Genomic DNA, 17,825 nt, shown 5'->3' with positions numbered 1-17,825 from the left:
AGCGTGTCCGCAAAAGGTGAGCGGATCTCCTGCGCCAGTGTTGAGTGAGGTTGCCCCCGAATCCCGGACAGGTGGTTGGTTGGTCAGGCTGCCAGCGCGAGCTGGCGGCGTTCGTACTCTAGCGGGCTGAGGTAGCCGATGCCGGAGTGGCGTCGGCGGGCGTTGTACCAGCCGTCGATCCAGGCGTATGCGCCGCGGCGAGCAGCGTCGATCGTGGCGAACACGTGCCGGTGGTAGTACTCGTTCTTGAAGATCGACCAGAACGACTCGGCGGCAGCGTTGTCCCAGCACACGCCGGTGCGGCCCATCGACCGGAGCACCCCAAGCTCCCTCGCGGCGTCCGCGAGCTGGCCGCTGGTGTACTGGGTGCCCCTGTCCGCGTGGAAGATCACCTTCCGCGGCAGCGCACCGCGGAGCGCGACTGCTTGCCGCAGTGCCGCCTCCACGAGGTCGGTGTGCATGTTGTCGGCGACGCAGCGTCCGAGGACCCGGCGGGTGTGCCCGTCGCGGACGACGCACAGGTATGCCCATCCCTCACCGGTGCGCAGATAGGTGATGTCCGAGAACCAAGCCAGGTCCCTCTCACCCTGGTCGAACTGCCGCTCAACGAGGTCGGGGACGGGGAACGGGTCATCCCCGTGGACGGTGGTCGGCGGGTGCCAGGTGCGGGGGCTGATACCCGCGATCCTCTTGTCCCGCATCAGGCTGGCGACCTTCTTCCGCGATACGGCGACACCGGCGTCCTGCAAGTCGGCGTGGATCCGCGGCGCCCCGTAGGTGCCATCCGATGCGGCGTGGAACGCCGCGATCTGGACGGTGAGGTCCGCGTCCCGCTGCTGCCGCGCAGAGGGGCCCGCGGACTGCCGGGCACGCCACTCGTAGAACCGCCGCCGGTCCACCCCCAGCAGACGGCACATCCGGGTGACCGTCATCGTCGTGCTGCCGGCCTTCTCCGCCTCGATCACCGCGAACCGCTCCTCGGGTTCTGCTTCGACGCGAAGAAGGCCGCCGCTTTTCCCAGGAACTCGTTGTCCATCCGCAGTTCCTGCACCTCACGACGCAGCCGTTCCAGCTCGGCCCGCTCGTCCAGATCCAGCGGCGCCGCCTCGCCGTCACCGGTCCGGGCACGCTCGGTATGCACCCACCGGCCCAGCAGCGCCTCGCCGACCCCGATCTCGCGGGCGACCGCCGCGATCGTGCGATCCGTGTCGATCACCAGCCGGGCCGCCTCACGGCGATACTCCGGCGTATACGACTTCCTCTTCTTGCTCGTGCCCATCACGGACATCCTCCCTGACAGGCCCGCGAACACGCGGATCCCGCCTGGTCAGTGTCCGGGATTCGGGGGCAACCTCACCCGGTACAGCAGGCCTACATCGCGGTCTTCCAGCGCCCGGACGATGTCGGCCTCACCGGCGCTTTCAGCGGCATCTCGGAGCCCGAGCTTGCCGACCTGCTTGCGGCCGCGGCGGGCACACCGAATGTCACATTCCCTCTCCTCAACGGCTCCGGACAGGCGCTCGGCCTCGCGGAGCGGCCGTCTACGAACGAGGCGGCCGCTGCATCCCAGCTGCTGTCGCCGGTGGTCTCCAGGCTGCCGGGCGTGACCGTGAACGAAATCTCGCTCACCGCGTTCGATCTCGAAGGGGCTCTGCGCGCTGTCCAGGATCAGCGTGTCCGGCTGCTCGACCAACAGCTTTCCTCTCAGGTCACAGATGTGCAGAAACGCAACGCCCGCGTGGTCACGCTCAACGCGGCCATCACGGCCCGAATGCATACGTCGCCGGGCCGACTGATGAGTCGCTGGCCACAGCGATCGCGGCCGCACACCCGGCCGTGGAGTCGCACATTCTCCTTTCGGCGACGTCGGACTCGACCGAGGCGAGAACGGCCGCCGCCTCGCTCGTCGCATCGTTGCGCATCGAACTCGACTCCGTCACGAACACTCAGCAGATGGATATGTTGCGACTGGCCGGCTTGACCGACAAGCGCAGTGAAGCGTTCGACCTGATGTCCTCATTCCTGACGAAGATGCAGGGTTCGCAGTCGTCGATCATCGGCAACATGCGATCGACCCCGGTATCGCTCGGCACTGTCCAGTGGGACAGCGCCGCCATCACCGGCAGCTTCAACCTCACCGGCGTCACGGACGGGGAGCACCACCTCATCCTCAGCTTCGACGACATCGGCCTCACCGTCGTTGCCGCGGTGACCGTGCAGCGCAATGAACTCGCCGCGACCGGAGGCGAGTTGAGCCCGGCGCTCTGGGTCGGCGCAGCACTGCTCGTGCTCGGAGCGGGCGCACTGATCGGCTCATCGCTCCGGACGCGGCGCCGTACGCGCGTCTGATGCGGTGACACGGGCGGAGGCCGCCGGCGCCATCGGCGCGGGCGGTCTCGGGCGAGCTCGAGCTGGCGATGCTCCCCATCGTCCGCGAGACTTGTCGCGGTCTCCTCACCGGACCGGGCATCAGTCCCGACGACGAGAATGACAACGTCGCCCCGCCCCGCTCAACCCCAACGAACCGATCGCTGACGCATACTTTGACAACAACCGGTCAGGCGGTCGTCGCGTTCGTCATCATCAAGCAGAGCTACCTCGACGCGCACTCCCCCGAGGGCCTCGCCGACACCCTGCGCCGCTGGGTCGGCGAGCAGATCGGCCCGATCGCCCGCCCGCGCGATGTCTACATCGTGGGCGAGCTGCCGAAGACGCGCTCCGGCAAGATCATGCGGCGTCTCCTGCGCGACGTCGCCGAAGGCCGGGAGGTCGGCGACACGACGACCCTCGCCGACACGGCCGTCATGAGCGTGATCAGCGCCCAGATCAAGTGACCCACTCGCGCCGAGGTCGCCGGTTGCGCGCCGAGGTCGCCGGCGACCTCGCGGACGAACCGGCGATCTCGCGGACGAACCGGCGACCTCGCGGACGAACCGGCGACCTCGCGAGACGGGCCGCGTCAGGCGACGCTGAAGATGACCTCGACCTCGACGGGCGAGTCCAGCGGCAGGACGGGGACGCCGACGGCGGATCGGGCGTGACGCCCGGCGTCACCGAAGATCTCGCCGAGCACCTCGCTCGCGCCGTTGATCACGCCGGGCTGCCCGGTGAACTCGGGCACCGAGGCGACGAACCCGGTGAGCTTGACCACGCCGGTCAGACGCTCGAGGTCGCCGACCGCGGCCGCGGCCGCGGCGAGCGCGTTCAGCGCGCTCTGGCGGGCGTAGTCCTTGGCGTCGGATGCCGGGACCAGCCCGTGCCCCTCGCCGACCTTGCCGGTCGCCGGCAGGGCGCCGGAGACCATCGGCAGCTGGCCGGAGGTGTAGACGAGGTCGCCGCGCACGACGGCGGGGACGTAGGCCGCCACCGGCGGGACGACGGGGGGCAGCTCGATGCCGAGCTCGGCCAGACGCGCGGCGATCGCCATGCTCACGCCTCCTCGAACTGCTTGGCGGCTTGCGCCGCGGCATCCAGCCCCGCGTTCTGCGCGCCCGCGGCGGTGACGGGCCGCTTGAAGTAGGCCACCAGTCCGCCTTCGGGACCGGGGACGACCTGCACCAGCTCCCAGCCCTGCTTGCCCCAGTTGTTGAGGATCGCGGCGGTGTTGTGGATCAGCAGAGGGGTGGTGAGGTACTCCCACGTGGTCATACGGGACTCCGAATCGGGTGGTGCGGGTCGAGCGGAACAGCGAGGCGCACCCTGGCCCACCAAGGGTTCCCCCAGGGTTTTCCCCTAGCATCAAGCCTATGCCTCAACTCAAACGGACGGCCACCGGCGTGCTCGGCGGCCTTGCGGGCCTGGTCGGTCTGAGCGCCGTCGCCGGCATCCTGGTGACCGCGACCGTGACCCCCGCGATCGCCGTGTCCGGCTACGCCGCGACCAGCGCTCTGGACACGTTCGAGAACATGCCGAGCTTCCTGCAGGTCGACCCGCTCATGCTGCCGACGGAGATCTACCGCAAGGACAGCGCCGGCAACGACACCCTCATGGCGCAGTTCTACGACCAGAACCGCATCCCCGTCACCTTCGACCAGGTGAACCCGGTGATGTACGACGCGATCATCTCCAGTGAGGACAAGAACTTCTACACGCACGGCGGCGTCGACCTGCTCGGCACGCTCAGCGCCCTCGCCGGCAACGCGTCCAACGGCTCGAACCGCGGTGGTTCCTCCATCACCCAGCAGTACGTCAAGAACGTGCTGCAGCAGAACTGCGAGTCGGAGGCGACGACCGAGGAGCAGGTGCAGGCGTGCTACGCCTCGACGACGGTGAACACCGGCGCGGAGGGCTACCAGCGCAAGCTGCAGGAGATGCGGTACGCCATCCAGCTGGAGAAGAAGTCGTCGAAGGACGACATCCTGCTCGGCTACCTCAACATCACGAACTTCGGCGGCACGGTCTACGGCATCGGCGCGGCGGCGGAGCACTACTTCAACACCACCGCGGCCAACCTCACCATCGCCCAGGCGGCCACGATCGCCGGCATGGTGCAGGCCCCGAACACGTACCGCTTCGATCTCGGGGATGCCGGGACCACGACCGACAAGGCCGGGAACCCGGTCAACACGACGGCCGACGGGTTCTCGCTCACCCTGGCCCGGCGCAACTACGTGCTGCAGCGGATGTTCGACGACGGCAAGATCTCGCAGGAGGAGTACGACGCCGCCAAGGCGGAGCCGATCACCCCGAACATCGTCAACCGCGACCAGGGCTGCAAGACCGCCACCGGCGCGGAGTTCTTCTGCGAGTACGTCGTCTCCATCATCAAGTCCGATCCCGCGTTCGGCGAGACGAACGAGGAGCGCGCGGCGAACCTGCGCCGCGGCGGCATGAAGATCTACACGACGCTCGATCCCGACCTGCAGCAGACGGGCCTGGAGGCCATCTCCGTCGTCCCCGCCACTGTGTCGTACATGGACCTCGGCTCGTCCGGCGTCCAGGTGGAGGTCGGCACCGGCCGCATCCTGTCGATGGTGCAGAACCGCCCCTACAGCCCCACCGGCGACGTCCCCGGCACGACCCCGGTCAACTACAACGTGCGCGAGAAGAACGGTGGCAGCATCGGCCACTCGGCCGGATCGACCTACAAGGTGTTCAGCCTCATCAACTGGCTGCAGCAGGGCAAGTCCGTCAATCAGGCGATCAACGGCCGGATCGGACCCAAGAAGGTGCAGACCTGCGACGGGGCGACACAGACCGTCCAGACCGACAACACCGGTCAGCCCGGCCACATCGGCAACTTCGAGAACAACAGCGGCTACACCGGGACGATCTACAACTTCACCCGTGACTCGCTGAACTCCGGCTTCCTGTCGATGGCCGAGCAGATCAGCGTCTGCTCGACCAACGAGGTCGCCGGCCAGCTGGGGGTCACCTGGGGTGACGGAACTCCGCTGACCGAGGTGCCTTCGTGGTCGACCGACCCCGCCAACGCGCCGTACAACGTGCTCGGCTCGTCGGCCGTGGCGCCGCTCGACATGGCCGAGGCGTACGCCGCGATCGCGGCCAACGGCATCCTGTGCCAGCCGAAGTCCATCGACAAGGCGGTGGCCGCCGACGGCACGGACATCACGCCGCAGACCACGTGTGAGCGCAAGCTCAGCGAGGCGGTGGCCTCGACCGCCGCCTACACCCTCGTGGGTGTCATGAGCGGCACCGGTGTCGGCGCGCGGATCGGCGACGGTACCCCCGTCTTCGGCAAGACCGGTATCCACCAGTACGAGCAGACCTGGATGGACGGGTCGTCCACGAAGGTCGCGACCGTCGTCTGGGTCGGCAACGCGACGGGTGCCGTCAAGCTCGACAAGCACCGCGAGAGCGGCTATCAGCTCTCCCGCATCCGCAACTCGATCTGGCCCAAGATGCAGGGCGCCGCGAACGCCAAATACGGCGGCGACGCCTTCCCGAAGCCCGACGCGGCACTGACCAAGCAGGTTCTCACCGACCTCCCCTCGGTCATCGGCATGACGATCGACCGGGCGACGCGGACGCTCGAAACCGCCGGATTCTCGGTCATCGTCGGCGACGCCGTGGACGGCGTCGAGTCCGCCGGCACCGTCATCCAGCAGGATCCGGGCGCCGGACGCACCGCCGCCGGCGCGACCGTCACGATCCGGCCGAGCAACGGGCAGGGCGTCGCGGTCCCGGCCGTCAGCGGCAAGCCGGCCGACGCCGTGCAGGCGCTGCGCAGCGCCGGGTTCGGTCTCGTCGAGAGCTCCTGCACGCAGAAGGACGACGCCTCTGACGACGGCACAGTCACGGGCACCGACCCGGCCGCCGGCACCATCGTCAACCGCGGCACGCAGATCACGGTCCAGTACCAGGCCAAGAACTGCGGCGGGCCCCGGTGACCTCAGGCAGAACGGCCCTGGCCGCCCTTTCGGCGGTCGGGGCTGTCGCCGTGGGCGCGACGGTGTGGGGCACCTGCATCGAGCGCTTCCTGTTCACGGTGCGCCGGCACGAGGTCGCGGTGCTGCCTCCCGGCTCGCCGTCGCTGACAGTCCTGCACCTCTCCGACGCGCACATGGCGCCCTGGCAGCACCGCAAGCAGGACTGGATCGCCCGGCTCGCCGAGACGGCGCAGCCCGACCTCGTCGTGAACACCGGCGACAACCTCGGGCACGAGGAGGGACTCGCCGGCATCCGCGCCGCCTTCGCCCCGCTTCGCGGCGTCCCCGGCCTCTTCGTGCACGGTTCCAACGACGTCGTGGCCCCCTCGGCGCGCAACCCGCTGCGCTACTTCCAGGGGCCTTCCCAACGCGCGCACCGTGCGACGCTGCTGGACACCGCCGCGATGGACGCGTACTTCACCGACGAGCTCGGCTGGACCGACCTCGACAACACCGCGGGCGCGCTCGAGGTCGCCGGCATCCGCCTCGAGGCTTTCGGTGTCGACGACGCGCACCGCGACTGGGACGACCTGGCGGCCCTGCCCGACGCCATCGCCGCCACCCGGCGCCCTCGCCTGTTCCGCCGGACTCCCCCGACCGCGCTGCGGCTCGGCGTGACGCACGCGCCCTACCGGCGCGTGCTCGACCGCTTCATCGAACTGGGCGCCGGCATGATCTTCGCCGGGCACACCCACGGCGGCCAGGTGCGCATCCCCTTCTCGCCGTCGGCGCTCGTCGCGAACTGCGACATCCCGCTCGACCAGGCCCGCGGGCTCAGCACGTGGCACGCGGCCGGCCGGAGCGTTCCGCTGAACGTCTCCGCCGGGCTCGGGCACTCGATCTACGCTCCGGTGCGCTTCGGATGCCGTCCCGAAGCCTCCGTGATCACCCTTCGCGCCGCCGATTCGTTGCGAGCGCCCGTCACGGGGTAGACTCGGAGGGTTGCCACGGGGTGTGGCGCAGCTTGGTAGCGCGCTTCGTTCGGGACGAAGAGGCCGCAGGTTCAAATCCTGTCACCCCGACAGCAGAAGGGCTCCGCCGGAGAGAATCCGCCGGGGCCCTTCGTCGCAGAACCCCCGGAATGGAGCCGCCCCGATGCCCGCGCCCCGCCTCGTCGCGTTCGATCTCGATGACACGCTCGCGCCGTCCAAGAGCGCGATCGATCCGCGCATCGGCGACCTGCTGATCGCGCTCGCGGAGCGGGTCGAGGTCGCGATCATCTCCGGCGGGCAGCTGCAGCAGTTCCAGACGCAGGTCGTGGAGCGCCTCCCGCAGGCGGATGACGCGATCCGCGCCCGCTTCCACCTCATGCCCACCTGCGGCACGCAGTACTACCGCCTGCGGCACGAGGGTGTCGAGACGGTCTACGCCCACGCGCTCACCGACGACGAGAAGACCCGCGCCCTGACCGCGGTCGAGGAGGAAGCCCGCCGGCTGGGCCTGTGGGCGGCCGAGACCTGGGGTGACATCCTCGAAGACCGCGGCTCGCAGATCACCTTCTCCGCCCTCGGTCAGACTGCACCGCTTGCGGCGAAGGTCGCGTGGGATCCCACCGGTGAGAAGAAGAACGCCCTCCGCGACGCCGTCGCCGCCCGCATCCCCGACCTCGAGGTGCGCTCGGGCGGATCCACCTCCGTCGACATCACGCACCGCGGCATCGACAAGGCCTATGGCATGCGCCGGCTCGCCGACGTGACCGGCATCCCCCTCGACGACATGCTCTTCGTCGGCGACCGCCTCGACGAGCACGGCAACGACTACCCCGTCCTCGCCATGGGCGTCGCCTGCCAGGCCGTCGACGGCTGGGAAGACACCGCCGCCTTCCTCGACCAGCTCATCCCCACACTTCCGACCCGCTGAGTCCGCTCCGCCGCTGAGCCCGCTGCGCGGCCGCAGCGCACCGAGGGTGCGCCACGGCGCGGCGGGGCTTCGGGTTCCGGGGAGGCGTCAGGCCTTCGCGCGGGCGGGCGCGCGGCGTGCCGGAGCGGACGCAGCCGCTCCGACACCCGCGACGGGCGTCAGGCGCTGCAGCTGCGTCACGTGGCGCGGCTCCAGCTCGGCGATCGACGACACACCCAGCAGCTGCATCGTGCGCTCGATCTCGGTGCGCAGGATCTCGATCGTGCGATCGACGCCGCGGCGCCCGCCCGCCATCAGTCCGTACAGGTAGGCACGGCCGATCAGGGTGAACTTCGCCCCGAGCGCGACGGATGCCACGATGTCGGCGCCGTTCATGATGCCGGTGTCGACCATGATGGTGGCGTCCTTGCCCACTTCGCGCACTACCTTCGGCAGCAGGCGGAACGGGATCGGCGCGCGGTCGAGCTGACGCCCGCCGTGGTTGGACAGCACGATGCCGTCGACACCGAGGTCGATGAGGCGCTTGGAGTCGGCGACGTTCTGCACGCCCTTGATGACGATCTTGCCGGGCCACATCGAGCGGATGATCTCGAGGTCCTCGTAGCTGATCGTCGGGTCCATCGCCGCGTTCAGCAGCTCACCGACGGTGCCGCCGGTCGTCGTCAGCGACGCGAACTCGAGCTTGGGCGTCGTGAGGAAGTCGATCCACCACCACGGCCGAGGAATCGCGTTGACGATCGTGCCGAGCGTCAGCTGCGGCGGGATCGAGAACCCGTTGCGCTTGTCGCGCAGCCGGGCACCGGCGACGGGCGTGTCGACCGTGAACATGAGGGTGTCGAAGCCGGCGGCGGCGGCGCGCGTGACGAGACCGTACGAGATCTCCCGCTCGCGCATGACGTACAGCTGGAACCAGTTGCGCCCGTGCGGGTTCGCGGCGCGCACGTTCTCGATCGACGTCGTGCCGAGCGTCGACAGGGTGAAGGGGATGCCGGCGGCCGCGGCCGCGCCGGCGCCCGCCACCTCACCCTCGGTCTGCATGAGACGTGTGAACCCGGTGGGGGCGATGCCGAACGGCAGCGCCGAGGGGCCGCCGAGGATCTCGACGGACGTGTCGACGCGCTCGGCGGGGCGCAGGATGTCGGGGTGGAACTCGATGTCCTCGAACGCCTGCCGCGCGCGGGCGAGCGAGAGCTCGCCCTCGGCCGCACCATCGGCGTAGTCGAACGCCGCTTTGGGGGTCCGGCGCTTCGCGATGGCACGGAGGTCGCCGATCGTGAGGGCCCCCTCGAGCCGGCGCTTGGTGCCGTCGAGTTCCGGCTTCTTGAACTGCATCAGCTCGAGCAGTTCGGGGATCTTGGGCATCTGACGCTGGACCATGTCGTGTTCCTCTCGTGGCGGCGCGGCGCGCGGCCGTCGGTGGGGGCTCGGGGGCGCTGGGCTCAGGAGCCGGTGTTCGGGGCGGGCATGCCGGCATCGGCGTAGTACCCGGTGATGTGCGCGCGGACGAGGCTGCGCGCGCGCTCGGCGTCGCCCTCCTCGATCGCGTGCAGGATGTCGCCGTGCTCATGGCGCAGCCGCTGGGTTGTCGCGTCCCAGTCCGCGATGCGCTCGATGCCGGCGCGGATGTAGCTCTCGATCGTCGGGCGCAGGCCCGCCATGGTGGCGGCCACGACGATGTTGCCCGCCGCGTCGGTGAGGCGCAGATGGAACTGCGCGTCGAGGGCGAGGAACTCCTCCGAGGTGAGCGCCTCGGCATCCATCGCGGTCAGCGTCGCACGCGCGTCGGAGAGATCCGCCGCCTCGAGCCCGGCGAGGTGCGCGACCGCCCACTCCTCCAGCAGCAGCCGCGTCTCGTAGACGTCCGGGATGGGGAAGCCGTGGGCGGCCACCTGCAGGCGCAGCAGCTGCGCGAGCCCGCCGTGCGGTGTCGCGGTCACGATGGCGCCCGCCGTCGGTCCGGAGCCGGTCGCGGTGCGGATGAGGCCCATGACCTCGAGCACCCGCAGCGCTTCGCGGACGCTCGACCGGCCCACACCGAGGGTTGCGGCCAGTTCGCGCTCCGGGGGCAGCCGATCGCCGGGCCCCAGGGCGCCGGAGAGCAGATCGGCTTCGATCTTCTCGAGCACGACGCGCCAGGCGCGTGCGGGGGTGGTGTCGCTCATGCGTTCCCTTGCCGATGCGGTAATGGTCAGGCCACAGTAACGCACTGTGGCCGGACCGGCAATAAGTCCGAGTGAAACGATACAACACCCGCGGGCGCGCGGCGACACCCGGCGACGCCGCCGGACGTCCGACCGCGTCGGTCAGTGCAGCCGGCCGCCGGATTCGCGCAGATAGCACTCCGCGCACATCGACTCGTACGTGACCTTCTCGTGCGAGAGCTCGTCGATCGCGACCTGATCGCCGTCGAAGACGAACCTCCCCCCGACCAGCCGCGCGTTGAACAGCGCCTTGCGGCCGCACCGGCAGATCGTCTTCAACTCCTCGAGGCTGTGCGCGAGCTCCAGAAGGCGCGCCGACCCGGGGAACGCGCGGGTCTGGAAGTCGGTGCGGATGCCGTAAGCCAGCACCGGGATGCCGTCGTCCACGACGATCCGCAGCAGATCGTCCACCTGGCGGGGATGCAGGAACTGCGCCTCATCGATGAGCAGGCACGCCACATTCCCGCCGATGCCGGCGGCGTGCTCGGCGACGAGGGCGCGCACATCGGCATCCGGTGCGATGAGGAAATCGACCCTCCGCGCCACTCCCAACCGGCTGGAGATCTGGTCGGCGCCCTTCGTGTCGATCTCGGGCTTGGCGAGGAGCACATGCTGACCGCGCTCCTCGTAATTGAAGGCCGCCTGCAGCAGCGCCGTCGACTTGCCGGAGTTCATCGCCCCGTAGCGGAAGTACAGCTTCGCCATCTGCGGAGGATCAGACGTCGATGTCGAGCACGCGCGCCGTCTCGGCGAGCGTCGCCCGGGCGGCGTCGGGCCGCCCGTTGAGCGTCTGGCCGTAGCTCGGGATGAGGCTCTTCAGCTCCGGCTCCCACGCGTCGATGCGGTCGGGGAAGCACGTCTTCAGCAGGCCGAGCATGATGGATACCGCGGTCGACGCGCCGGGCGAGGCGCCCAAGAGACCCGCGATCGAGCCGTCCGCGGAGGTCACGACCTCGGTCCCGAACTGCAGGACGCCGCCCTTGTCGGCATCCTTCTTCATCACCTGCGCACGCTGGCCGGCCTGGATGAGCTCCCAGTCCTCGTCCTTCGCGGTCGGCATGAAGGTGCGGAGAGACTCGACCTTCTTCTTGTGGTTCTTCATCAGCTCGCCGACGAGGTACGTGATGAGGCTGGGGTTGTCGATGGCGACCTTGAGCATCGGCCAGAGGTTGCCGGGGCGCACCTGCGCGACGATGTCGGTGATGCGGCCGTTCTTCAGGAACTTCGGGCTGAACGTCGCGAACGGCCCGAACAGCAGCGACGCCTCACCGTCGACGACGCGGGTGTCCAGGTGCGGCACCGACATGGGCGGCGCGCCGACCGACGCCTGCGAGTACACCTTCGCCTTGTGCTGCGCGACGATCCCCGGGTTGGTCGTCTTCAGAAACTGCCCGCCGATCGGGAAGACGCCGTAGCCGGAGATCTCCGGAATGCCGGAGGACTGCAGCAGCTTGATCGCCCAGCCGCCGGCCCCCACGAACACGAACCGCGCGTCGATCGAGCCGGGCGTCTTGCCGAGGGCGTTGCGGTAGGAGACCCGCCAGGTGCCGTCCGCGTTCTTGCGAAGCTTTCGCACCTCGCGGTTGGTGACCACCTCGACGCCCTCACCGGCGAGGTGGTCGAACAGCTGACGCGTGATCGCGCCGAAGTCGACGTCGGTGCCGCCGGGAACCCGCGTCGCGGCGAACGGCTCGCCCTTCTTGCGCTTCTGCATGAGCAGGGGCGCCCACTGGTTGATGACGCGGGAGTCCTCGGAGTACTCGATCCCGGCGAACAGGGGCTGCTTCTTGAGCTCCTCGTAGCGCTTACGGAGGAACGCGACATCCTTCTCGCCGCGGACGAAGGTCATGTGGGGGGTGGCGTTGATGAAGGTCTTGGGTGCGTCGAGGAGGCCCTGCTCGACGAGGCTCGACCACAGCTGCCGGCTCTGCTGGAACTGCTCGTTGATCGCGACCGCCTTGGTGGGATCGACCGACCCGTCCTTGCCCTCGGGCGTGTAGTTCAGCTCGCACAGGGCGGCGTGACCGGTGCCGGCGTTGTTCCAGGCGTTGGAGGACTCCTGCGCGACCTCGCTCAGCCGCTCGAGCACCACGATCTTCCACTCCGGCTGCAGGCGGTGCAGCAGGGTTCCCAGGGTGGCACTCATGATGCCACCGCCGATCAGGACGACGTCGACGGGTTCACTCACAATGTTCCAGTCTAGGCGCCGTTTTCTCCGGCATCCGCGACTCGCGGCATCCTGCCCCGGCAACTCTCGCGGTTCTTTCGCCCCGCTCAATTCGGCGAGACACGCGCTCTGCACCGAGACGCGCGCTGCGCACCCGTGTCTCGGTGCACGAACGGTGTCTCGCTGGCGGCGGGCGGGCGGATGCCGCGGGGGCGCGGCGAGGCGCGGCGGATGCCGCGGGGCGGGGCGGATGCCGCGGGTCAGGCGGCGGTCGCGCCCAGGCGTGCGGCGACGAGCTCGGCGATCTGCACGGCGTTCAGGGCTGCACCCTTGCGGAGGTTGTCGTTGCTGATGAACAGCACGAGGCCCTTGCCCTCGGGGGCGGACTGGTCGGCGCGGATGCGGCCGACGTAGCTCGGGTCGTTGCCGGCGGCCTGCAGCGGCGTCGGGACCTCTTCGAGAGCGACGCCGGGGGCGGACGCGAGGATCTCGCGGGCCCGATCGGGGGTGATGTCGTCGCGGAACTCGGCGTGGATCGACAGCGAGTGGCCGGTGAACACGGGGACGCGCACGCATGTGCCGGCGACGCGGAGGTCCGGCAGCTCGAGGATCTTGCGGCTCTCGTTGCGGAGCTTCTTCTCCTCGTCGGTCTCGTTGTCGCCGTCGTCGACGAGGTTGCCGGCGAGCGGGATGACATCGAACGCGATCGGCGCGACGTACTTCTCCGGCTGCGGGAAGTCCACGGCGGAGCCGTCGTGCACGAGGTCAAGCGTGTGGCCCTGGGCGAGCACGCCCTCGACCTGACCGAGCAGCTCCTGCGCGCCGGCGAGGCCCGAGCCCGAGACCGCCTGGTAGGTGCTCACGATGAGACGCTCCAGCCCGGCGGCCGCGTCGAGCGGCTTCAGCACGGGCATCGCGGCCATCGTCGTGCAGTTCGGGTTCGCGATGATGCCCTTGGGCGGGTTCACGGCAGCGTGCGGGTTGACCTCGCTGACCACGAGCGGGACCTCTGGGTCCATGCGCCAGGCGCTGGAGTTGTCGATGACGACGGCGCCGGCCTCGGCGAAGCGGGGCGCGTGGGCGCGGGAGCCGGTGGCGCCCGCGCTGAACAGCGCGACGTCGATGCCCGCCGGGTCGGCGGTGGCGACGTCCTCGATGATGATGGTCTCGCCGCCGAAGTCGACGGCGGTGCCCGCCGAGCGCGCCGTGGCGAACAGCCGCAGCTCGCGGATCGGGAAGGACCGCTCGGCGAGGATCTCGAGCATGACCGTGCCCACCTGGCCGGTGGCGCCGACGACGGCGACGGAGAGTCCTGAGTCAGAGATGCGGGTCATGAGGGGTCCTTGCCGGTGGGAGGGGTTGAGTGATTCTATCGGGCACATCGGGCGGACCGGCCGCGCCCGGGGCGGCCGAGCGTCACATGCCGGCGGAATCCTGCCACTGCGGCAGCGCGTGCTGCCTCACGCACACAGGAGAAATCACCGACACAGGACGTGTGATCGTCACCACGTCCTGTGTGCGCAAGATTTCCTGTCTCGGCGAGGCGGCAGGTCGGCGAGGTGGCCGCGCGGGTGGCGCAGGGCAGGCGGATGCCGGGGTCAGCGGCGGGGGCCAGGCAGGCAGGGCAGGCGGATGCCGGGGTCAGCGGCCGGTGCCGGCGTAGACGACGGCCTCGGTGTCGCCGTCGAGGCCGTAGGCGGTGTGCACGACGCGCGCCGCCTCGGCGAGCTCGTCGCCGCGGACGACCACCGAGATGCGGATCTCGGAGGTCGAGATCATCTCGATGTTCACGCCCGCCGTCGACAGCGCCTCGAACAGGGTCGCCGAGACGCCGGAGTGCGTGCGCATGCCGGCACCGACGACCGACAGCTTGCCGATCTGGTCGTCGTGCACGAGGCTCTCGAAGCCGACCCGCGTCTGCTCGCCGGCCAGGGCACGCAGGGCGGTCGCGGCATCCGACTTCGGCAGGGTGAACGAGATGTCGGTGCGCCCGGTGGCGGCCGCCGACACGTTCTGCACGATCATGTCGACGTTGGCGCCGCTCTTGGCGATGACGGTGAAGATCTCGGCGGCCTTGCCCGGCACATCGGGGACGCCGATGACGGTGATCTTGGCCTGGCTGAGGTCGGTGGCGACACCGGCGACGATGGGCTCTTCCATGGGGGACTCCTCTGAGCGGGGCTGGGCGATGCCGGCCGGGACCGACATGCCGGGGGCGAGGACGAAGGTGCCCTGGCCCGAGCTGAACGTCGAGCGGGCGTTGATCATGACGCCGTGGCGGCGGGCGTACTCGACGGCGCGGATGTAGAGCACCTTGGCGCCGTTGGCGGCGAGCTCGAGCATCTCCTCGGCGGAGACGACGTCGAGCTTGCGGGCCTTCGGGACGACGCGGGGGTCGGCGGTGAAGATGCCGTCGACGTCGCTGTAGATCTCGCACACGTCGGCATCGAGCGCCGCGGCGAGCGCGACCGCCGTCGTGTCGGAGCCGCCGCGACCGAGCGTCGTGATGTCGCGGGTGTCGCGGTTGAAGCCCTGGAACCCGGCGACGATGACGATCGCGCCTTCGTCGAGCGCCTCCCGCAGCCGCACCGGCGTGACGTCGACGATGCGCGCGGCGCCGTGGGTGGCGTCGGTGATCATGCCGGCCTGGCTGCCGGTGAACGAGCGCGCCTCGAAGCCCATCGAGTGGATGGCCATCGCGAGCAGCGCCATGGAGATCCGCTCCCCCGAGCTCAGCAGCATGTCGAGCTCGCGCGGCGCCGAGATCGGCGCGACCTGGTGCGCGAGGTCGAGCAGCTCGTCGGTGGTGTCGCCCATCGCGCTCACCGCGACGACGACGTCGTGCCCGGCACGACGGGTGTCGACGATGCGCTTGGCGACGCGTTTGATGCTCTCGGCGTCGGCGACGGAGGACCCGCCGTACTTCTGGACGATCAGCGCCACGTGTGGAACTCCCGGGGACGTGCGGCGCCGCAGCCGCGCGAGGCGGAGCGGGATGCCGGTGGAACACGCAGGGCGCACGGATGCCGCGCCCACCGCACCATTGTAGGGATGCCGACATGCCGGCCCCGCCATGTGACGCGGCCCCGCCCTGTGACCCGGCCCCGCCCTGTGACCCGGCCCCGCCCTGTGACGGGGCCCGCTAGCCTCCGACCATGACGCCGACAGATCTGGCACGCGCGGCCGCGATCGAGCAGTGGCACGACGTCAACGTCGCCATGGTGGGCGCCACGGCCGCCCTCGCCGGCCTCGTGATCGTGGCGGCGAGCGTCAACATCGCCGACATCGTCACGGCGACGTCGCTGACGTCCCGGCTGGCCGCCGCGATCGGCGGCCTGGTGCTCGCGATCTCGGCATCCGCCATCGGTCTCATCCCCGGCATCGGCGCGACCTCGTACGGCGTCGCGGTTCTCGTGATCGCCCTGCTGTTCACGGCGTTCCCGGTGCAGGCGGCGCTGCGCATCCGGGAGAGCCGCGACCCGGTGAACCGGTTGCGTCCGCTGAAGGCCGCGCTCGGCTTCGCGGCGCCGGTGGCCTATCTCGTCGGTGCGCTGCTGCTCATCTCCGGCGCGCCGGCGGGACTCGTGGTGTTCGCGGCGGGCTCGATCCTGGCGATCATGGCGGCGCTGCTGATCTCGTGGGTCGTCCTCGTGGAGGTGCTGCGCTGACGGCGTTCAGGCCGCCGCGATCGGCGGAAGTTCGCCGTCCGCCGGCCGCCGCGGCCTGAGCCGGCCGCCGGTGGCCGCGAGCCAGCATCCGACGATCACCAGCGGGAAGCCGACGAGCAGCCCCGTCGACAGCGCCTCGCCGAGCAGGACGACGCCGAGGACGATCGCGACGATCGGGTTGACGTAGGTGAACAGCGGCGCCCGGACGGGTCCGACCTCGCCGATCAAGGCGAAGAAACCGAGGAACGCGAGCGCCGTGCACAGGATGCCGAGGGCGATCAGCGACAGTCCGCTGCGCAGGGTGGGCATCTCGTGCTGGGTGAGCAGCGCGAACGGCAGGTAGGCGATGCCGACCGCCAGCAGCGCGAGGGTGATGGTGCCGAGCGACGGCACATGCGCGAGCTTGGTTGCGATGATGAACGGTGCGATGGCGTAGAGGAGCGCGACCAGCAGCACCTGGCCGATGGCGCCGAGTGCCTGCGCGGGTTCCGCGACGGCGAGGCCCGGACCGGCGACGATGACGACGACGCCGGCGAACCCCACGAGCAGCCCCACGGCCCGCGCGGGCGAGAGCACCGACCGGTCGCCCCGGGCGAGCGCGATGCCGGCGGCGAACAGCGGCACGGTGGCCACGAGCAGTCCCGTGAGCCCGGAGGGGAGCGTCTGCTCGGCGTGGCCGAGGAGGAGAAAGGGCCCGGCCATCTCGACGGCGCCGAACGCGAGGACCCAGGGCCACACCCGCAACGCCGGCCGCAGTGCGCCCCGATGCAGGGCGATCGGCAACAGCACGGCCGCCCCGAGCAGCGTGCGGCCGGCTACGATCGCGGCGGGCGAGATGGAGTCGACGGCCTCTTTGATGAACAGGTACGGGATGCCCCACAGCACGGCCATGAGCGCGTAGAGACCCCATGCGCGGCCGGAAACGGCGGGTGACATCACACGCTGCGCCGGCCCTCGAAGGCCCGGCCGAGGGTCACCTCGTCGGCGTACTCCAGGTCACCGCCGACCGGAAGGCCCGAAGCCAGGCGAGTGACGCGGATCTCCATGGTGTGCAGCAGCCGGCTGAGGTAGGTCGCGGTCGCCTCGCCCTCGAGATTCGGGTTGGTGGCGAGGATGACCTCCTGCACCGTGCCGTCGGCGAGTCGCTGCATCAGCTGCGTGATGCGCAGGTCGTCGGGTCCGATGCCTGCGATCGGGCTGATCGCGCCGCCGAGCACGTGATAGAGCCCGCGGAACTCGCGGGTGCGCTCGATCGCGGAGACGTCCTTGGCGTCTTCGACGACGCAGATGAGCGTGCCGTCGCGACGCGGATCGCGGCAGATCGCGCAGCGCTCCTGCTCGCTGACGTTGCCACAGATCTCGCAGAACCGCACCCGCTCCCGCAGTTCACCCAGCAGGTGCGACAGGCGGGAGACGTCGAACGTGGGCGTCTGCAGGATGTGGAACGCGATCCGCTGCGCCGACTTCGGCCCGATGCCGGGGAGGCGGCCGAACTCGTCGATGAGGTCTTGGACGATGCCGTCGTACATGGGTTCTGCTC

At 70.0% G+C, this 17,825-nt stretch carries 17 protein-coding genes, 1 tRNA gene and 1 pseudogene; 7 read left to right on the top strand and 12 right to left on the bottom strand.

Going from position 1 to position 17,825, the window contains the following annotated elements:
- Positions 1 to 83: 83 nt before the first annotated feature.
- Positions 84 to 1,282, bottom strand: a protein-coding gene (locus JOD60_RS07280) for an IS3 family transposase (protein WP_372430786.1) whose coding sequence is annotated in 2 segments (ribosomal slippage) — positions 84 to 1,006 and positions 1,006 to 1,282 — 1,200 coding nt in all. Because the reading frame shifts where the segments join, the coding sequence is not laid out codon by codon here.
- A gap of 45 nt (positions 1,283 to 1,327) precedes the next feature.
- Positions 1,328 to 1,693 (bottom strand): hypothetical protein, encoded by a 366-nt coding sequence (locus JOD60_RS07270; protein WP_076689926.1) that lies wholly within the window; start codon positions 1,691 to 1,693, stop codon positions 1,328 to 1,330.
- A gap of 260 nt (positions 1,694 to 1,953) precedes the next feature.
- Between JOD60_RS07270 and JOD60_RS07265 the strand changes: the two genes are divergently transcribed.
- Together JOD60_RS07265 and JOD60_RS07260 are read left to right on the top strand one after the other, a co-directional pair.
- On the top strand, positions 1,954 to 2,349 hold the full coding sequence (locus tag JOD60_RS07265; protein WP_157127883.1) for a hypothetical protein: 396 nt from the start codon (positions 1,954 to 1,956) through the stop codon (positions 2,347 to 2,349).
- A 200-nt stretch (positions 2,350 to 2,549) separates the two neighbouring features.
- Positions 2,550 to 2,834, top strand: a pseudogene (locus JOD60_RS07260) (AMP-binding enzyme); the annotation flags it as partial.
- 125 nt (positions 2,835 to 2,959) lie between these two features.
- Here JOD60_RS07260 and JOD60_RS07255 read toward each other — a convergent pair.
- The gene (locus JOD60_RS07255; protein ID WP_076689919.1) at positions 2,960 to 3,427 is read right to left on the bottom strand and encodes a RidA family protein; all 468 of its coding nucleotides are present in this window, start codon (positions 3,425 to 3,427) and stop codon (positions 2,960 to 2,962) included.
- A 2-nt stretch (positions 3,428 to 3,429) separates the two neighbouring features.
- Positions 3,430 to 3,648, bottom strand: a complete 219-nt coding sequence (gene sp36, locus JOD60_RS07250) for a Sp36 family protein (RefSeq protein ID WP_076689917.1) — start codon at positions 3,646 to 3,648, stop codon at positions 3,430 to 3,432.
- Positions 3,649 to 3,746: 98 nt separating this feature from the next.
- Here sp36 and JOD60_RS07245 point away from each other — a divergent pair, with 98 nt between their 5' ends.
- From JOD60_RS07245 to JOD60_RS07230, 4 genes are all read left to right on the top strand, one after another.
- Positions 3,747 to 6,350 (top strand): transglycosylase domain-containing protein, encoded by a 2,604-nt coding sequence (locus JOD60_RS07245; protein ID WP_076689915.1) that lies wholly within the window; start codon positions 3,747 to 3,749, stop codon positions 6,348 to 6,350.
- Positions 6,347 to 7,321, top strand: coding sequence for a metallophosphoesterase (locus tag JOD60_RS07240; protein ID WP_076689914.1), 975 nt, complete (start codon positions 6,347 to 6,349; stop codon positions 7,319 to 7,321). The genes JOD60_RS07245 and JOD60_RS07240 overlap by 4 nt, the downstream gene beginning before the upstream one ends.
- A gap of 16 nt (positions 7,322 to 7,337) precedes the next feature.
- A tRNA-Pro gene (locus tag JOD60_RS07235) sits at positions 7,338 to 7,411 on the top strand.
- 73 nt (positions 7,412 to 7,484) lie between these two features.
- Positions 7,485 to 8,249 (top strand): HAD-IIB family hydrolase, encoded by a 765-nt coding sequence (locus JOD60_RS07230; protein ID WP_076689912.1) that lies wholly within the window; start codon positions 7,485 to 7,487, stop codon positions 8,247 to 8,249.
- Between the two features lie 87 nt (positions 8,250 to 8,336).
- On the opposite strand, the gene JOD60_RS07225 is transcribed toward JOD60_RS07230, so the two are convergent.
- From JOD60_RS07225 to JOD60_RS07200, 6 genes are all read right to left on the bottom strand, one after another.
- Positions 8,337 to 9,626 carry an alpha-hydroxy acid oxidase gene (locus JOD60_RS07225; RefSeq protein WP_076689910.1) on the bottom strand — a complete coding sequence of 430 codons (1,290 nt, stop codon included), beginning with the start codon at positions 9,624 to 9,626 and terminating at the stop codon, positions 8,337 to 8,339.
- A 62-nt stretch (positions 9,627 to 9,688) separates the two neighbouring features.
- Positions 9,689 to 10,411: a FadR/GntR family transcriptional regulator gene (locus JOD60_RS07220; RefSeq protein WP_076689907.1), complete on the bottom strand. Its 723-nt coding sequence runs from the start codon at positions 10,409 to 10,411 to the stop codon at positions 9,689 to 9,691.
- 141 nt (positions 10,412 to 10,552) lie between these two features.
- A complete protein-coding gene (locus JOD60_RS07215) occupies positions 10,553 to 11,155 on the bottom strand; it encodes a thymidine kinase (RefSeq protein ID WP_076689904.1) in 603 nt (200 codons plus the stop codon).
- A 10-nt stretch (positions 11,156 to 11,165) separates the two neighbouring features.
- Positions 11,166 to 12,638, bottom strand: coding sequence for a malate:quinone oxidoreductase (locus JOD60_RS07210; protein WP_076689903.1), 1,473 nt, complete (start codon positions 12,636 to 12,638; stop codon positions 11,166 to 11,168).
- Between the two features lie 239 nt (positions 12,639 to 12,877).
- Positions 12,878 to 13,951: an aspartate-semialdehyde dehydrogenase gene (locus tag JOD60_RS07205; protein ID WP_076689900.1), complete on the bottom strand. Its 1,074-nt coding sequence runs from the start codon at positions 13,949 to 13,951 to the stop codon at positions 12,878 to 12,880.
- A gap of 307 nt (positions 13,952 to 14,258) precedes the next feature.
- The gene (locus tag JOD60_RS07200) at positions 14,259 to 15,560 is read right to left on the bottom strand and encodes an aspartate kinase (protein ID WP_076692102.1); all 1,302 of its coding nucleotides are present in this window, start codon (positions 15,558 to 15,560) and stop codon (positions 14,259 to 14,261) included.
- Between the two features lie 212 nt (positions 15,561 to 15,772).
- On the opposite strand from JOD60_RS07200, the gene JOD60_RS07195 reads away from it, so the two are divergent.
- Positions 15,773 to 16,285 carry a hypothetical protein gene (locus tag JOD60_RS07195; RefSeq protein ID WP_076689898.1) on the top strand — a complete coding sequence of 171 codons (513 nt, stop codon included), beginning with the start codon at positions 15,773 to 15,775 and terminating at the stop codon, positions 16,283 to 16,285.
- Positions 16,286 to 16,291: 6 nt separating this feature from the next.
- Here JOD60_RS07195 and JOD60_RS07190 read toward each other — a convergent pair whose 3' ends face one another.
- A complete protein-coding gene (locus tag JOD60_RS07190) occupies positions 16,292 to 17,221 on the bottom strand; it encodes a DMT family transporter (protein WP_076689897.1) in 930 nt (309 codons plus the stop codon).
- Positions 17,221 to 17,814 carry a recombination mediator RecR gene (gene recR / locus JOD60_RS07185; protein ID WP_076689894.1) on the bottom strand — a complete coding sequence of 198 codons (594 nt, stop codon included), beginning with the start codon at positions 17,812 to 17,814 and terminating at the stop codon, positions 17,221 to 17,223. The genes JOD60_RS07190 and recR overlap by 1 nt, the downstream gene beginning before the upstream one ends.
- Positions 17,815 to 17,825: the final 11 nt, after the last annotated feature.

It is taken from the genome of Microbacterium aurum (assembly GCF_016907815.1).
GTDB classification, from domain to species: domain Bacteria; phylum Actinomycetota; class Actinomycetes; order Actinomycetales; family Microbacteriaceae; genus Microbacterium; species Microbacterium aurum.
Note: the sequence above shows the minus strand (reverse complement) of the source record. Positions and strands in the feature narration are given on the sequence as shown.

Bases quoted from the DNA above. Each gene is read 5' to 3' on its own strand.
- JOD60_RS07195 (WP_076689898.1), top strand. From the start codon at position 15,773: ATGACGCCGACAGATCTGGCACGCGCGGCCGCGATCGAGCAGTGGCAC.
- JOD60_RS07205 (WP_076689900.1), bottom strand. From the start codon at position 13,951: ATGACCCGCATCTCTGACTCAGGACTCTCCGTCGCCGTCGTCGGCGCC.
- recR (WP_076689894.1), bottom strand. From the start codon at position 17,814: ATGTACGACGGCATCGTCCAAGACCTCATCGACGAGTTCGGCCGCCTC.
- JOD60_RS07245 (WP_076689915.1), top strand. From the start codon at position 3,747: ATGCCTCAACTCAAACGGACGGCCACCGGCGTGCTCGGCGGCCTTGCG.
- JOD60_RS07255 (WP_076689919.1), bottom strand. From the start codon at position 3,427: ATGGCGATCGCCGCGCGTCTGGCCGAGCTCGGCATCGAGCTGCCCCCC.
- JOD60_RS07225 (WP_076689910.1), bottom strand. From the start codon at position 9,626: ATGGTCCAGCGTCAGATGCCCAAGATCCCCGAACTGCTCGAGCTGATG.
- JOD60_RS07220 (WP_076689907.1), bottom strand. From the start codon at position 10,411: ATGAGCGACACCACCCCCGCACGCGCCTGGCGCGTCGTGCTCGAGAAG.
- sp36 (WP_076689917.1), bottom strand. From the start codon at position 3,648: ATGACCACGTGGGAGTACCTCACCACCCCTCTGCTGATCCACAACACC.
- JOD60_RS07265 (WP_157127883.1), top strand. From the start codon at position 1,954: ATGGATATGTTGCGACTGGCCGGCTTGACCGACAAGCGCAGTGAAGCG.
- JOD60_RS07230 (WP_076689912.1), top strand. From the start codon at position 7,485: ATGCCCGCGCCCCGCCTCGTCGCGTTCGATCTCGATGACACGCTCGCG.
- JOD60_RS07190 (WP_076689897.1), bottom strand. From the start codon at position 17,221: ATGTCACCCGCCGTTTCCGGCCGCGCATGGGGTCTCTACGCGCTCATG.
- JOD60_RS07215 (WP_076689904.1), bottom strand. From the start codon at position 11,155: ATGGCGAAGCTGTACTTCCGCTACGGGGCGATGAACTCCGGCAAGTCG.